We start from the raw sequence: 15,543 nt of genomic DNA on the forward strand, positions 1-15,543 counted from the left end.
ATGGAAAAATTACGTCTTGTTTTTATGGGAACCCCCGATTTTGCTGTTGGGGTTTTAGACACCATCTTACAACACCAATACAACGTGGTGGGAGTGATTACTGCTCCCGATAAACAAGCCGGCAGGGGTCAAAGAATGAATACTTCAGCTGTCAAAGAATATGCATTAGAAAAAGGGCTAACAATTCTACAACCTACTAATTTAAAAGATGAACAATTTATAGCATCATTAAAAAGTCTAAACGCAAACTGTCAGGTGGTCGTCGCTTTCCGAATGTTGCCAGAAGTGGTTTGGAAAATGCCCAAATTTGGAACTTTTAACTTACACGCTTCACTTTTGCCCAATTATAGAGGAGCGGCTCCTATTCATTGGGCAATTATTAATGGCGAAACCAAAACCGGAGTGACAACCTTTTTTATTGATGATAAAATTGATACCGGAGCCATCATCTTTTCTGAAGAAACTCCCATTGAACCGACAGAAAATGTCGGACAACTTCATGACAGACTAATGAAGATAGGAAGCCAGACTGTCATAAAAACCTTGCAAGCAATCGAAAACGGTACAATTCAAACTACTTTGCAAACTGATTCTCCAGACATTAAAACAGCTTACAAACTCAACAAAGAAAATTGCAAAATTGATTGGAATAAATCAGGTGAAGAAATTTATAATCTTATTCGAGGGCTAAATCCTTTTCCCGTCGCTTGGTGTCAAATCGTTGACGATAATAATGAATGGAATGTCAAAATTTATGAAGTTTCGTTTGAAAAAGAGAATCATTCGTTGTTAACAAGTACGATTCAATGCTCTAAAAAAGAGATGAAAATTGCTGTATCCAATGGATTTATCTACATTCAAAGTATTCAATTTCCAGGAAAAAAGAAAATGAATGTACAAGAATTGCTTAACGGAATGAAATTTTCAGCCCTTGCGAAAGCCCTTTAAGTACAGAAAACACGCTAGAAAGGGTAAATATCCGACGAATTACACTGCTTTATCAACAATACGACTTAAGTTATTAACAAAACAAACGAAAACTCACGAAAACACTTGTACAATAAGGAAATCCTATTAAATTTGTTTCAATTAACTTTATGTTTAACCAACAATTAATAACTATTATTATGAACAAATCAGAATTAATCGATGCTATTGCTGCAGATGCAGGTATCACTAAAGCAGCTGCTAAATTGGCTTTAGAATCATTTTTAGGAAACGTAGGTAAAACTTTGAAAAAAGGTGGAAGAGTTTCTTTAGTAGGTTTTGGATCTTGGTCAGTATCTAAAAGAGCGGCTAGAGACGGTAGAAATCCACAAACCGGAAAAACTATCAAAATAGCGGCTAAGAATGTTGTTAAATTCAAAGCTGGTGCTGAATTAGAAGGTACTGTAAACTAGTCTAATTGATTAAATATAAAGAAAAGTCTTCCAAAAAGGAAGACTTTTTTTTATAGTTTTGGTCGAAAAATTTGGATTATTAAAATTAAATTTGTTAAATTTAACTGAAAATTGCATGATTATGATTTCAGAAAAACTTAACAAAGGTCATTTACTCATTGCAGAACCCTCTATTTTAGGGGATTTATCATTCAATCGCTCTGTTATTTTGTTAGCTGACCACAATACTGAAGGCTCTGTAGGATTTATTCTCAACAAACCATTAGAATATACGTTAATGGATTTAGTACCCGAAGTAGAATCTTCATTTACCATTTACAACGGTGGTCCTGTTGAACAAGACAATCTTTATTTTATTCACAGTATTCCCGATTTGATTCCCGGTAGTGTAGAAATATCTAATGGTATCTATTGGGGAGGCGATTTTGAAAAAACACGTGATTTAATTAATAAAGGTGAAATCAAAAAAGATTCTATCCGTTTCTTTTTAGGATATACCGGTTGGGAAGCAAATCAATTAGAAACAGAAATGAATTCTAATTCATGGATTTTAATTGAAAACAGTTACAAACAAAAAATTCTTCAAAAATCATCTTCCGACTTTTGGAAAGAAAAAATTATGGAACTGGGAGGAGAATATTTAATTTGGTCTAATGCTCCCGAAAACCCAATGCTTAATTGATTTCTATTGACTGATTTATTTTTTCTAATAAAATTGTAGACCACTTAGTTACAAACTCTTTTTTTCGGTATTTGGTAACCGGCTTTATTCCAAGTACAACATTGGTGATAAATAATTCATCTGCTTTTTGTAAATCGAAGGGAGAAATTGACTCTTCGACTACGGTTAATCCGTCTTCTTTTCTGGCAATCGCTAAAATCTGCTTTCGCATAATACCGTTTAAGCATCCTTCTGATAAGGGTGGCGTAACCAAACGGTTTCCGGAAATCAAAAAAACATTACCATTTAAAGCCTCTACTACACGTTTTTCTTCATTCAATAACAAACAGTTTTGATAACCATTTTCATCTGCATAAATACTCCCGACCGTATGTATTAACTTGTTTGTTGATTTAATTGTTGAAAGCAAGTGTTTAGGAATATAAAAATCTTTAAATAATTCTACTTCATAGGGTTCATCTGTAAAACCATATGTTTTACTTTCCAATTTTGTTGCCGCTATAAGAAAAGATACATTTCGGTCTGTTGGTAAATAAAACCCGCCCGGGTTTCGAAAAACGGTAATTCGTACACGACCACAATCCGAACAACCATTTTTTATTGCCAAATCTAAAATAGACTGCTCCAAATTTTCCAAAGTAAATTCCATAGGAATTTGCATTCGAACTATTCGCATAGAAGCCATTAATCTGAAATAATGATCTTCCATGAACAACACTTTACCCTCAACTACCTTTACTGTTTCAAAAACAGCATCCCCGTAAAGAAATGCTCTATTTTGACTTACTATCGTTTCTTGTTCTATTATTTCGCCGTTAAAATTAACCATAAAAAAAGCCCTGATTATACAGGGCAAATATACGTCTATCCGTTTAATTATACAGAACCAATAACGTGCTTCAAATCAGATATTTGATTTTCCCATAATAATTTAGACTCGTTTATCTCGTCTTCATAAGCAAAATCAACCACCACCAAAGAAACATCTTTTGTGATTTCATCCTCTAAAATTTTAAGTTCAAAAAAATAGTCTGTGTCTTTGTCTTGTTCGTCTAACCACTTAAACTTTATTCTCTCATTGGTTTTTTTAGATGCTAAACGAGCTTTTTCCAATGTATCATCCCAAATAAATGTAAAAAATTCACCTCTGGAATTCACATTATCCGCAAACCACTCCGATAAACCGGAAGGAGTAGAAATATATTGATAAAGCAATTGTGGAGAAGAGTTCAAGGGAAACTCTATTTCGTATCGTACTTTTGTATCCATTCTTACTATTTTGGGGGCAATATATTGATTATTACTTCAAAAAAAAAGAGTTTTTTAAAATAAAATTTTTTACCAATTAATGTTTGGAAGGTTTACTATTATTTATATATTTGCACCCGCATTACCGAAGTGGTAATGGATGAATTTGGCGAGGTAGCTCAGTTGGTTAGAGCGTTGGATTCATAACCCAAAGGTCACGGGTTCAACTCCCGTCTTCGCTACTAAAAAGTCCCCAATATGGGGACTTTTTTTTCTTCCGCTTATTTTAAAGCTATTTTTTAAAATAAAACTATTCAAAAAACTACAATTCTCTTACTCAACTGCTCTTTAAATTGATTTTCTGATGTCATTTTAAAAACAAACTTACAGTTAATATTTGTAGGTATTTTATATTAACTTTTTTAATTATCATGCATTTCATCGATTTTTTTATACATTTTATCGATTATTTAAAGTTCGTTTCTATCTTTGAATCGTCAAAAATCTAAAATCAATTTAACCTCATTAACAATGAAAAAGGTAATTGTATTAAAAATCATTACTGCATTGTTTCTCACGTTGGTAATACAAACAGAAACAAGTGCAAAAGAAGTTGTAAACGAAGGAAAAAAAAATAAATACCAATCTATTGAAAACTTTCCTTTGTGGAACATCAACCAAAAATCGTTTCTTCATTTTACAGGAAATAATGAGTTTGGTTCGGCTAATGGATGCATGGGCGGAAGAGAAAAAATAACCTTAATGGGTTGGATAAGTTTGTCACCTCAATTACAAAACGATTCTTTTATTATGGGGGAAAACAACTTTCATATTAGTTGTGATGTCAACAAAAAGATTATTGTTAAATGCAATACTACCACTTTAACTAGTAGTATTTCGTTGGAGAGGTCACGATGGTATCACATCACTGCAACTTACAACGGTTCAATGGTAAAACTATACGTAAACGGAAAGCTTGAACAAGAGCAAAATGCAAACGGAATAATTGCTCAATCCCAAAATTCGACTTTCTCAATCGGTAAAACTCCTTCAGAAAACAATCATTTTTTCTCAGGAAAAATTGATGAAATAAGAATTTTTACAACCGATTTATCCGAAAACCAAATTCAAAAAATGGTTTATCAGGAAATCACTAATCACAACGGAATAGTACGAGGTGTAACTGTGCCAAAAAACATTGAGAATTTAAACTACAACACATTACTTCGTTACTATAAAATGGATATTATCCAAAACAATGTGGTGCTGAATCAAATTTTTAATCAATATACTAGTGACGAAGGCATCCAACTTTATAATTTTTATTCCGTAGGAGTACAAGAAGTTCCGTTACCCTTTAGTACAAAAAGTAATGGAAACTTTACATCCTCCATTCACGACGAAGAACACGACATTCACGGTAAAGATGCTGAAAACTACCCATGGGCAATTATCCATGTTAAGCACGACATTACGCAATACAGCAACTTAACGCATTATGGTTTAATTGTTGATTCTGAAAAGACAATTACCATGCTCAATAATACTAAAATAGAAAACCAAGGTTATCTAAAACTGAACGGTAAAATAGATTTAGTAGGTCAATCTCAACTGATTCAAACCAGTGAAAGTGAATTAGACCCAACCAGCTCTGGAAAAATTGAACGCGACCAACAAGGACAAAGCAATAAATTTAACTACAATTATTGGTCTTCTCCGGTAAGTTCAATCAATAATTCAACCCTCAATCATGGCTATACCGTTGCCGGAGTGATGAAAGACGGAACCGACCCAAACAACCCTGTAAATATTGCCTGGGTAAACGGTACAAATAATCCTTTAACCAACAACCCAATCACACTGAGCAGTTATTGGATTTATAAATTCCAAAACGTAACACCTGCTTATGCCAATTGGGCAACTGTTGGACAAAACGGAACGCTATTAGCGGGACAAGGATATACATTAAAAGGTAGTGGAGCAGCTACTCCAACACAAAATTTCACGTTCATTGGCAAACCTAACAATGGTGAAATCATGGGTTTTGTCTCCGCTAATAATTTGAATTTATCCGGAAACCCCTACCCTTCTGCCCTAGATGCCAATGCATTTATCAGTCAAAACCTCAACGCGATTAACGGAACATTGTACTTTTGGGAACATTTTCCAACCAACGATACACACAACCTATCCGGCTACCAAGGTGGTTATGCAACCCGAAACTTAGTGGGCGGTACGGCTCCGGTTTCACCAACCGGTGTAAGTGGCTTAGGCTCCAGTACCCGAAGACCCGGCCGATTTATTCCAGTTGGTCAAGGATTCTTTGTGCGAGGCAATGCAACCGGTGGTAGTTTTGTCTTTAACAACAACCAACGTCTATTCATCAAAGAAGAAAACCGAAATTCAAACATCCTTTTTCGCTCTGCGTATCAAAACCAAGTTGCCAGTGAAGAGGAAATTCAATACGGAACAGAAAATAACCAAGAGGATGAATACAGTGAGGATTCATTCATGAAAATCAGACTTGGTTTTAATTCCTATAATAATTACCATAGGCAATTATTGATTGGTTTTATGAATGAATTAGCAACCGAGGAAATCGATTTAGGTTACGATGCCATTCATATTGATAATCAGCAAAATGACATGTACTTTTTGCACAACGGAACCAAACTTATTATTCAAGGTGCTTCGTATTTTGATGTGAACAAAGTATATCCGTTAGGTATTAAAACCTACGCTGCCGGTAACGTACAATTTACATTAGACGGAACTGAAAACGTACCGGATGATACCGCCATATTCATTCATGATAAAGCCACCGGCGAGTACCATTCGATTACAGACAACCATTTTACCATTGATTTACCGCAAGGAGAAATTCACAATCGTTTTGAATTAACACTCAGCAACGGTACCTTATCGACAAGTGAGTACAACTTGGCGAGTGCAATTGCGGTAGCTTATACCAACGCCCAAAATTTACTTGCTATACAAAATAACTTAACCGATGTTACTGTGGAAACGGTAAGCATCTTTACGATCCTGGGCCAGACCCTTGCCACTTGGAATGTTGAGCACCAAACCCAAACCAACATTACTTTACCGGTGAGCAACGTAAGTACTGGCACCTACATTGTTCGTGTGCAAACAACTGCCGGAACAATGAGCAAAAAAATCATTATTAAATAGGGTTTTGATAATTGATTTTTGACACCGAAAAGCCCCTCGACGTGAGGGGCTTTTCATTTTTTATAGAATTAAGGTTGACTATTTTGAAAATGTTTTTCTTTTTATTTTTTCACGAAAAAATGAATACATTTGATTTTAATAAATGACAAGAGTAACCATCGCTAACACAATTTGTTTTTAATGTAAATACGAAAGTTTTTAGTGTGTATTTATGAGTTAGCATCAACCATTCTAAAAAAACTATGAAAATAAAACTATTTGTCTTTGCAGCATTAATTTCATTTCTTAATTTAAAGGGGCAGAATGAATTTAGAATTTCATTAAATTCCGGACTATTCTCATACAGTGGAAAAGCGGCCAATGGTACTTCAGAAATTTTTATTTATGATAATGAAACCTCTGGCTTCACACTCGATCCATATGGAAGCAATGGAGCTTTATGTTATGGTTTATCACTTAATTTTAAATCAATAACAAAGAAAAATTTGGTTTTGGGTTTTGATACTGGCTATGAAATATTGAGAAGTAGTGTTTCTATAAATAAACTTCTTAATGTTAGGGTCAGCATAACTCCAGGCGGATTTCCAAGCCCAAGCATGGATGCTTTAGCTGTAGGTGAAACAATTGTTACAAATTCTGTAATTAATTTAAATCCTTTCATAGGTAAGCGATTCAAATCAAAAAATATTTCAGTTGATGTTGTAGGAGGATTTGATGTCTGTTATATACTAAAGTCTAGGGAAAAAGGAGAAGCACATGTAAACGGAAATTCTCCCTACAAATATGAAACCAGTAGAAACATAAAAACTATAAATTTTGATTTTAGACCACGAATTCAAATTTCGTTGGATGTTAATAAGATTGGGTTCTATTTAGGGTATTCGCATGGTATTGTCAGTCATGTAGCTGAAAATGACAATATAAACAGTGATGTAAGGTCTAGATTTATAAGATTTGGATTAACAGGTAAAATATTCTAATGGCATTTGCTAATAATCTTTTAATGGTCAGTACTGGTTTCTATACTTTTAAGAAAATATTCGGGTAATCAAAAATTCATTTTGTAATCGGAAACAGAATCATATATTTTTGGCAAATAAAATTAACACGGACGATAATAATTATAGATATTTAACTAAAGTAAATCAGGTTTCATTTACTATTGAAGAACTTGTAACAAATAAAGTAGCATCAGGTACTCCAGCAATTAGGAATATTATAAGCCCATGGCAAACTGCAGAATTTTTAAAGAAAATTGGACTAGTCCCAAGAAGAAATGCAAAAGCTGTAAATGAATATGCTTTTCAAAATATTAGTTTGGTTTTTGCAGCTTGCCCGAGAATATGAATTTCTGAATTTATTAAACAGAAAGTACGCAAATGCCAAACAGATAGTTGCGGTATAATTTATTATCGTGATTTTGACAAAAAACAATATGCCTGTCCAATTTGTAATACTACGAATTAAAGATTATGCATTTAAAAATAAAGATGAAAAATCATGAATACAATAATAAAACTATAACATGAAAAAGTTCTTCATTAATATTGCTCTTTTAATTTCTACAATTTCATTTTCTCAAAGTGTTGTAATTGATAATAGTTTTGGGACAAACGGTATGATAGAATTGCCGTTTGATTGCTCAGGGAATCCTACTACAAAAAGTATTTTACTGTCAAATGGTAAAATCATATTTTTGGGCACAAGAATAAACGGCTCAAATAATAATGAAGTTTTCATTTCCAGATTAAATTCGAATGGTACAATTGATAGTGATTTTGGAAATAATGGGTTTATTTATCCTAACTTACAACATTATCATAATAGTTACATTAAAATACAAACTGATAATAAAATTTTAATATATGGTAGTTCAAATCCAGTAAAATTAATAAGACTTGAGGAAGATGGGATGTACGATTCTTCTTTTGGTGTTAATGGTGTTTTTGAATTACCTGCTAATAGTTATCATTCCGAAGACTCCGCATTTTTTAATGGAAATAATTTATTAATTCTAAATGATGGAAAAATTTTATTACGTTATTTACAAGGATTAAATGGGACTGCAACTCTTCTAAAATTGAACCAGAATGGAACACCTGACTTGAATTTTGGTATAAATAGTCTTTTAGTTGGGCTATCATCAAAAGCGATTTTTCTTGGAAATGACAACAAAATAATTGGTTTCAATTTTACTTCAAATGATTATACAATAGAAAAATTTAATTTAGACGGATCAAATGATACTACTTTTGGGACTAATGGTAGCATGTTGGTTAATTTACCATACACTGATTTTGAAACAAAATACATTGAACAAGATAATTTCGGAAGATTTTTAGTTGAAAGACTTACTTTTAATACAACACCAGCTTTTGAGTTTGAAATTTTCAGATTAAATAATAATGGATTAATTGACACAAGTTTTGGTAATAATGGCTTTGTAAATTTTAATAATTTTCAAACTCTCATATTACCAACTGTCTTGGTTAATAATAAGTATTATTTTGGTGGTACAACTATTGTATCAAATACTTTTGATAATTTAATTATATTAAAGTATGACGAAAATGGAACTTTAGACACCGGTTTTAATGGAATTGGATATTTAATAGAAAATACTAACTCACTCCAAGAGGGTTGCGAAAGTATAAACATTCAAACCGATGGTAAAATATTAGTATCAGGAAAATATAAAAATGGTGATACATATAAATTATTTATAATGAGGTATATTGATCAAAATTTATCAACAAACTACTTTGAAAAGTCATCTTTAAAAATAATAAATCCTGTAAGAGATACGCTAAACATAAATACAGAAGATGAAATAAATAATATATCAATTATTGGAACTGATGGAAAATTAATTATGAAAACATCTGAAAAAAATATTGATACTTCTAAACTTTCAAAAGGAATGTATATAATTGTTGTAGAATTCAAAAGCGATGAAAAAAAACATATTTCTAAAATTGTAAAACAATAAAAAAAGGATTGCTTTCTCTCAAAAACAATCCTCATCAATTGGTGTATTTATTAATTATTATTTTACAGCCATCAATTCAACGTCAAAAATCAACGTCGCATCGGGTGGAATTACACCACCGGCACCACGAGACCCGTAGCCTAAATAGGAAGGAATTACAAAACGGGCTTTGTCGCCTACTTGCAATAATTGAATTCCTTCGTCCCAGCCTTCGATTACGTGACCTTTCCCTAAAGGGAAATCGATGGGTTGTTTTCTTTTGTAAGAAGAATCGAAAACCATTCCGTTTTCCAAAGAACCCGTGTAATGTACCGAAACGGTTTTGCCTTTTTCGGCTTGTTTTCCGTTTCCTTTTTGAATGATTTTATACCGTAAACCACTTTCGGTTTTTTCAAAACCTGCCGCTAATTTTTCTAATGCTTCTTCAGCTTTTTGTTTTTCTTCTGCAATTCTTTTTTCACGAGAACCCTCGAATGTTCTGAACGCTTCGATGGCATTCCATTTTTGAGCTTCTTCCCCTACTCGCACGATTTCAAGTGTTTCTATCACATCTCCTTGAGCAATGGCATCCACCACATCTTGTCCTTCTACTACATTTCCAAAAACCGAATGTTTTTTATCTAACCAAGGTGTTGCTACGTGCGTAATAAAAAATTGCGAACCATTAGAGCCCGGTCCGGCATTCGCCATGGACAAAACGCCTGGTCCGTCGTGACGTAAATCTGGGTGAAATTCGTCATCAAATTGATAACCCGGTCCACCGGTTCCTTGTCCTTGTGGGCAACCACCTTGAATCATGAAATCAGAAATTACACGGTGAAATTTTAATCCGTTGTAATAGGGTTTGCCCATTGGTTTAGCATCGTTTTCTAATTGTCCTTCAGCTAAGCCAACAAAGTTTCCCACTGTTCCAGGTGTTTTATCGTGTGTCAATTTTACTAAAATGGTACCTTTTGTGGTATTGAATTTAGCGTATATTCCGTTTTCCATAGTTTGATTTATTTTAATTGAGGTGCAAATTTATGACATTATTGTTGATTAACCTTACTTTTATGTTGGCTGATTGTTGAAAATGAATTTTCTTTGAAAACACAATCCCCTAGCCCGGATTGCAACGGAAAGCTTTTTTTGAAAAAACAAATTAGTTTTTTGCCTTGGCAAAGCGACCTTGGGAGCTCTTGCCGTGGCTTACAAAACTTTTGTTTTGAAAAAAAACTTGTAATGAAAAGCCGGAATAGCTTCTGAAAAATAAGTATTTTTGCCAAAAATTAGTTGTATGCGAATTGATATTATCACGGTTTTGCCTGAACTTTTACGAAGTCCGTTTGAGGCCTCGATTTTGAAACGTGCCATTGACAAAGGATTGGTAGAAGTTCACGTGCATAATTTACGAGATTACACGACCAACAAGCAGAAAAGTGTGGATGATTATCAGTTTGGTGGTGGTGCCGGAATGGTGATGTCGATTCAACCAATTGATGATTGCATTACGAAATTAAAAAGCGAACGCAACTATGACGAGGTGATTTATATGTCACCCGATGGGGAAACGCTGAATCAGAAAATGGCGAATTCGATGTCGCTATTGCAAAATATCATTATTCTTTGCGGACATTATAAAGGTGTTGACCAACGAGTTCGCGATCATTTTATTACAAGAGAAATCTCGATTGGTGACTATGTACTCTCGGGAGGCGAATTAGGTGCAGCGGTTTTGAGTGATGCGATTATTCGGTTAATTCCGGGTGTTTTGAGTAATGAGACCTCGGCTTTGACGGATAGTTTTCAGGATAATTTGTTATCGGGACCGATTTATACGCGTCCGGCAGAATACAAAGGTTGGAAAGTGCCTGATGTTTTGTTGAGCGGAAATTTTGCCGAAATTGACAAATGGCGAGAAACAAAAGCATACGAACACACCAAAAACAGACGTCCGGATTTATTAAACGAATAAGCATGAAACCAATCAAAACTGCTCTTTTAGCCTACGGTTTTTCAGGAAAGATATTTCATGCTCCCTTTTTAGCTACCAACAAAGGTTTTGAATTGTATGCTGTTTTAGAACGATCTAAACAAAAAGCAAAGGATGATTTTCCGGGTATAAAAAGTTATACTTCGTTAGAAGAACTGTTAGCAGACGAATCAATTGAATTGGTGGTGGTGAACACCCCTAACAATACTCATTTTGAACTTACAAAAAAATCGCTGCTGGCACACAAACATGTTTTAGTAGAAAAACCTGCTACCGCTACGCCAAAAGAATTTTTAGAATTAATGGCATTAGCAAAATCGGTCAATAAACAACTTTTTGTTTATCAAAACCGCCGATGGAGCAGCGATATTTGTGCCGCAAAAGAGGTTATACAATCAGGAAAATTAGGCGATATAGTTGAAGTTCATTTGCGTTTTGATCGGTATCGTCCGGATATTGGCCCAAAAGGATTTAAAGAAAATCTAGTTCCCGGTAGCGGCATTTTATATGACTTAGGTGCACATTTAATTGACCAAGCGATGTCAATTTTTGGTAAACCTAAAAAGCATTTTGTTCAAAAAGGGATGTACCGCAACAACACATTGGTAGATGATTATGCTTTTGCGTACCTTTTGTTTGAAAACAATGTAAATGTTTTGATTACAGTTAGCTTACAAGTATTGGATATTCAACCCGGCATTGTTATTCATGGTACAAAAGGAAGTTTTGTCAAAGATTTTTGTGACGAACAAGAAAACCAATTAATAAACGGAATGGCTCCGAATCATCCTGATTTTGGGTTAGAACTGGCAAACAGAGAAGGTAAACTGACTTATGTGGATGAAAATAACCACATAATAACTGAACAAATCACCTCTCCAAAAGGAAATTTTAATGGTTTGTTTGATGAAGTATTTGCTTGTGTTAGAGAAAGTAAATCTTTTTCTGTGACAAATGAAATGATTTTAGAACAAATAAGAATACTCAACACAAAATAAAATACGCACAATTTAATTGTAGTTTCAAAATAAATTGTAAATTTGCCCCCACATTTGGACCAACCTCTGACGAAAATCGTGTATGTTGCTCTGATAATCACTATTTTAACTAAACTGTTATGGCAGATTTATTAAAATTCGTTCAGGACGAATTTATCACAAAAAAAGATTTTCCGGAATTCGGAGCCGGTGACACTATCACTGTATACTATGAAATTAAAGAAGGTGAAAAAACAAGAACACAGTTCTTTAAAGGTGTCGTAATCCAAAGAAGAGGTACGGGTGCAACTGAAACGTTCACTATCCGTAAAATGTCAGGTTCTGTTGGTGTAGAAAGAATCTTCCCAATTAACATGCCTGCTTTACAAAAAATTGAATTAAATCAAAGAGGTAAAGTTAGAAGAGCTCGTATTTTCTACTTCAGAGACCTTACCGGTAAAAAAGCAAAAATCAAAGAAAGAAGAAGATAATCAACTTTCTACTCATAAAAAATCCCGATTTGAAATTCAAATCGGGATTTTTTATTGCTTGTAATTATCAACTCATATAATTTTTTATTCTTTTTTTAGCAAATTGCTAATTTTTAAAGTCGAGATTGTCATATCCATAATACAATCGTTTTCGAATCGGTAATCTGCCAAAATTCCGCTTCCTTTTTCTTATCTTTGTCATCCTGATTTTTCAGGAATCAATACAAACAAACACAAACAAATAATCCTATTATGTCAAAATCCAAAATTATTTATACAATTACGGATGAAGCCCCTATGCTTGCTACTCATTCGTTTTTACCTATTGTCAAAGCCTTTACTACACCTGCTGACATAGCTGTAGAAACAAGAGATATTTCACTAGCCGGAAGAATTATTGCTAATTTTTCGGAATATTTAAAAGAAGACCAACGAATCAATAACGATTTAGCCGAATTAGGTCAGTTAGCCACAACTCCGGAAGCTAACATTATCAAACTACCCAATATTTCAGCTTCGGTTCCACAACTCAAAGAAGCGATTGCAGAATTACAAAAATTAGGCTATGCCATTCCGGAATTTGTTGAAAATCCACAAACCGAAGAAGAAAAAGTCATTAAAGCGAAGTTTGCCAAAGTACTAGGATCTGCTGTAAATCCGGTTTTACGTGAAGGAAACTCTGATAGACGTGCACCAAAAGCAGTGAAAAATTACGCTCGTAAACACCCACACAGCATGGGGGCTTGGAGTGCTGATTCTAAAACACACGTAGCCCACATGACCGGAGGTGATTTTTACGGAAGTGAGCAATCGGTTTCAATACCGGAAGCTACCACTTTTAAAATTGTTTTTGAAGCCAAAGACGGTTCTACAAAAATTTTAAAAGATACCACCGCTTTAAAAGCAGGAGAAATCATTGACAGTTCGGTAATGAACTTGAAATCATTAAAACAATTCATCGCCAACGAAATGGAAGACGCTAAAGCGAAAAATGTTTTGTTTTCCGTCCATTTAAAAGCTACCATGATGAAGGTTTCCGATCCAATTATTTTTGGAGCCATAGTGGATGTTTTCTTTGCCGATGTATTTGAAAAATATGCCGATTTATTTAAAGAGTTAGGCGTAAATACCAAAAACGGCTTAGGTGATGTATATGCCAAAATTGTTGGGCATCCAAAACAAGCAGAAGTAGAAGCTGCATTAGCAGACGCTATGGCAAAAGGGCCTGCTATTGCGATGGTGAATTCAGACAAAGGAATTACTAATCTTCATGTTCCTTCTGATGTCATTGTAGACGCTTCTATGCCGGCTATGATTCGATCTTCCGGACAAATGTGGAACAAGGATGGAAAACAACAAGATACAAAAGCAATCATTCCCGACCGAAACTATGCCGGTGTTTACACCGCTACAATTGATTTTTGCAAAAAGAATGGAGCTTTTGACCCAAAAACAATGGGAAGTGTGCCTAATGTTGGTTTGATGGCTCAAGCAGCAGAAGAATATGGTTCACACGACAAAACCTTCCAAATGGATGACTTTGGAACAGTTAAAGTCATCAATGGAGACGGTGCTGTTTTGATGCAACAAGCCGTTGAAAAAGGTGATATTTTCAGAATGTGTCAGGTAAAAGACGCTCCTATTCAAGATTGGGTAAAATTGGCCGTCAACCGTGCGAGATTATCCAACACGCCTGCAGTTTTTTGGTTGGATGAAAATCGAGCTCACGACAGACAAATTATTGAAAAAGTAAATCTATATTTAAAAAATCACGATACAAACGGTTTAGACATTCGTATTCTGAATCCGATTGATGCTACTACCTTCACTTTAGAAAGAATCATCAAAGGTTTAGATACGATTTCGGTAACCGGAAACGTGTTGCGTGATTACTTAACCGATTTATTCCCCATTTTAGAATTGGGAACATCGGCCAAAATGTTATCTATCGTTCCATTAATGAATGGCGGTGGATTATTTGAAACCGGTGCCGGTGGATCTGCTCCAAAACATGTAGAACAGTTTGTTGAAGAAGGCTATCTACGTTGGGATTCGTTGGGAGAATTTTTGGCTTTAGGTGTTTCTTTGGAACATCTTGGGCAAACACAAAATAACCCAAGAGCAATTGTATTATCCGAAGCATTAGACACCGCTACTGAAAAATTCTTAGAAAATGATAAATCACCTGCCCGAAAAGTGGGTCAGATTGACAACAGAGGTTCGCATTTTTATTTGGCATTCTATTGGGCTCAAGCGTTGGCTGAACAAAATAAAGATGCCGAATTAAAAGCACTCTTCACTCCTATTGCCAAAGAATTAACTGATAATGAAGCTAAAATCAATGAAGAATTGATTAGTTCCCAAGGTAAAAAACAGGAAATCGGTGGTTATTACAAACCGAACACTGATTTATTGAATAAGGCTATGCGTCCGAGTGAGACATTGAATGCTGTTTTGGCGAAGTTGAATTAGAAAATATTTTAACCTTTAAAAAAAGAGACATTCACTACGATTGTCTCTTTTTTATTAACCGTACTTTAACAACTGATGTATAAAATTTCTGAAAAAAAATCATCAATTTTGTTAAAAAAA

General features: G+C 34.3%; 14 protein-coding genes and 1 tRNA gene. 12 read left to right on the forward strand and 3 right to left on the reverse strand.

Annotated features, from left to right (window positions below; all coding sequences use genetic code 11):
* The 3 genes from fmt (at position 1) to R2782_RS01985 (ending at position 2,082) form a co-directional block, all read left to right on the forward strand.
* A complete protein-coding gene (fmt, locus tag R2782_RS01975; RefSeq protein WP_371266385.1) occupies positions 1-948 on the forward strand; it encodes a methionyl-tRNA formyltransferase in 948 nt (315 codons plus the stop codon).
* Between the two features lie 179 nt (positions 949-1,127).
* Entirely contained in the window at positions 1,128-1,400 is a 273-nt protein-coding gene (locus R2782_RS01980) for an HU family DNA-binding protein (RefSeq protein ID WP_129464469.1), read from the forward strand.
* 121 nt (positions 1,401-1,521) lie between these two features.
* Positions 1,522-2,082 (forward strand): YqgE/AlgH family protein, encoded by a 561-nt coding sequence (locus R2782_RS01985; RefSeq protein WP_371266386.1) that lies wholly within the window; start codon positions 1,522-1,524, stop codon positions 2,080-2,082.
* On the opposite strand, the gene R2782_RS01990 is transcribed toward R2782_RS01985, so the two are convergent.
* Positions 2,075-2,911: an aminotransferase class IV gene (locus R2782_RS01990; protein ID WP_371266387.1), complete on the reverse strand. Its 837-nt coding sequence runs from the start codon at positions 2,909-2,911 to the stop codon at positions 2,075-2,077. The genes R2782_RS01985 and R2782_RS01990 overlap by 8 nt on opposite strands.
* 47 nt (positions 2,912-2,958) lie before the next feature.
* Positions 2,959-3,351: an START-like domain-containing protein gene (locus R2782_RS01995; RefSeq protein WP_371266388.1), complete on the reverse strand. Its 393-nt coding sequence runs from the start codon at positions 3,349-3,351 to the stop codon at positions 2,959-2,961.
* Positions 3,352-3,498: 147 nt separating this feature from the next.
* On the opposite strand from R2782_RS01995, the gene R2782_RS02000 reads away from it, so the two are divergent.
* The 5 genes from R2782_RS02000 to R2782_RS02020 all read left to right on the forward strand — a co-directional run bounded on the left by R2782_RS02000 (position 3,499) and on the right by R2782_RS02020 (position 9,511).
* A tRNA-Met gene (locus R2782_RS02000) sits at positions 3,499-3,572 on the forward strand.
* Positions 3,573-3,861: 289 nt separating this feature from the next.
* Positions 3,862-6,522: a LamG-like jellyroll fold domain-containing protein gene (locus R2782_RS02005; RefSeq protein WP_371266389.1), complete on the forward strand. Its 2,661-nt coding sequence runs from the start codon at positions 3,862-3,864 to the stop codon at positions 6,520-6,522.
* A gap of 242 nt (positions 6,523-6,764) precedes the next feature.
* Positions 6,765-7,502, forward strand: coding sequence for a hypothetical protein (locus R2782_RS02010; protein WP_371266390.1), 738 nt, complete (start codon positions 6,765-6,767; stop codon positions 7,500-7,502).
* A 109-nt stretch (positions 7,503-7,611) separates the two neighbouring features.
* A complete protein-coding gene (locus R2782_RS02015; protein WP_371266391.1) occupies positions 7,612-7,869 on the forward strand; it encodes a hypothetical protein in 258 nt (85 codons plus the stop codon).
* A 178-nt stretch (positions 7,870-8,047) separates the two neighbouring features.
* A complete protein-coding gene (locus tag R2782_RS02020) occupies positions 8,048-9,511 on the forward strand; it encodes a T9SS type A sorting domain-containing protein (RefSeq protein ID WP_371266392.1) in 1,464 nt (487 codons plus the stop codon).
* Between the two features lie 57 nt (positions 9,512-9,568).
* Here R2782_RS02020 and R2782_RS02025 read toward each other — a convergent pair whose 3' ends face one another.
* Positions 9,569-10,501, reverse strand: a complete 933-nt coding sequence (locus R2782_RS02025; RefSeq protein WP_371266393.1) for a peptidylprolyl isomerase — start codon at positions 10,499-10,501, stop codon at positions 9,569-9,571.
* A gap of 286 nt (positions 10,502-10,787) precedes the next feature.
* Here R2782_RS02025 and trmD point away from each other — a divergent pair, with 286 nt between their 5' ends.
* The 4 genes from trmD (at position 10,788) to R2782_RS02045 (ending at position 15,423) form a co-directional block, all read left to right on the forward strand.
* Positions 10,788-11,465 (forward strand): tRNA (guanosine(37)-N1)-methyltransferase TrmD, encoded by a 678-nt coding sequence (trmD, locus tag R2782_RS02030; RefSeq protein ID WP_371266394.1) that lies wholly within the window; start codon positions 10,788-10,790, stop codon positions 11,463-11,465.
* Between the two features lie 2 nt (positions 11,466-11,467).
* On the forward strand, positions 11,468-12,481 hold the full coding sequence (locus R2782_RS02035; RefSeq protein WP_371266395.1) for a Gfo/Idh/MocA family oxidoreductase: 1,014 nt from the start codon (positions 11,468-11,470) through the stop codon (positions 12,479-12,481).
* A 119-nt stretch (positions 12,482-12,600) separates the two neighbouring features.
* The gene (rplS, locus tag R2782_RS02040; protein ID WP_371266396.1) at positions 12,601-12,951 is read left to right on the forward strand and encodes a 50S ribosomal protein L19; all 351 of its coding nucleotides are present in this window, start codon (positions 12,601-12,603) and stop codon (positions 12,949-12,951) included.
* 249 nt (positions 12,952-13,200) lie between these two features.
* Positions 13,201-15,423, forward strand: coding sequence for an NADP-dependent isocitrate dehydrogenase (locus R2782_RS02045; protein ID WP_371266589.1), 2,223 nt, complete (start codon positions 13,201-13,203; stop codon positions 15,421-15,423).
* Positions 15,424-15,543 lie beyond the last annotated feature (120 nt).

Source organism: Flavobacterium sp., from assembly GCF_041392085.1.
In the GTDB taxonomy this organism is placed as follows: domain Bacteria; phylum Bacteroidota; class Bacteroidia; order Flavobacteriales; family Flavobacteriaceae; genus Flavobacterium.

What these genes read in the sequence shown, in the direction of transcription:
- fmt (WP_371266385.1), top strand. Translation starts at nt 1, where the DNA reads ATGGAAAAATTACGTCTTGTTTTTATGGGAACCCCCGATTTTGCTGTT.
- R2782_RS01980 (WP_129464469.1), top strand. Translation starts at nt 1,128, where the DNA reads ATGAACAAATCAGAATTAATCGATGCTATTGCTGCAGATGCAGGTATC.
- R2782_RS01985 (WP_371266386.1), top strand. Translation starts at nt 1,522, where the DNA reads ATGATTTCAGAAAAACTTAACAAAGGTCATTTACTCATTGCAGAACCC.
- R2782_RS01990 (WP_371266387.1), bottom strand. Translation starts at nt 2,911, where the DNA reads ATGGTTAATTTTAACGGCGAAATAATAGAACAAGAAACGATAGTAAGT.
- R2782_RS01995 (WP_371266388.1), bottom strand. Translation starts at nt 3,351, where the DNA reads ATGGATACAAAAGTACGATACGAAATAGAGTTTCCCTTGAACTCTTCT.
- R2782_RS02005 (WP_371266389.1), top strand. Translation starts at nt 3,862, where the DNA reads ATGAAAAAGGTAATTGTATTAAAAATCATTACTGCATTGTTTCTCACG.
- R2782_RS02010 (WP_371266390.1), top strand. Translation starts at nt 6,765, where the DNA reads ATGAAAATAAAACTATTTGTCTTTGCAGCATTAATTTCATTTCTTAAT.
- R2782_RS02020 (WP_371266392.1), top strand. Translation starts at nt 8,048, where the DNA reads ATGAAAAAGTTCTTCATTAATATTGCTCTTTTAATTTCTACAATTTCA.
- R2782_RS02025 (WP_371266393.1), bottom strand. Translation starts at nt 10,501, where the DNA reads ATGGAAAACGGAATATACGCTAAATTCAATACCACAAAAGGTACCATT.
- trmD (WP_371266394.1), top strand. Translation starts at nt 10,788, where the DNA reads ATGCGAATTGATATTATCACGGTTTTGCCTGAACTTTTACGAAGTCCG.
- R2782_RS02035 (WP_371266395.1), top strand. Translation starts at nt 11,468, where the DNA reads ATGAAACCAATCAAAACTGCTCTTTTAGCCTACGGTTTTTCAGGAAAG.
- rplS (WP_371266396.1), top strand. Translation starts at nt 12,601, where the DNA reads ATGGCAGATTTATTAAAATTCGTTCAGGACGAATTTATCACAAAAAAA.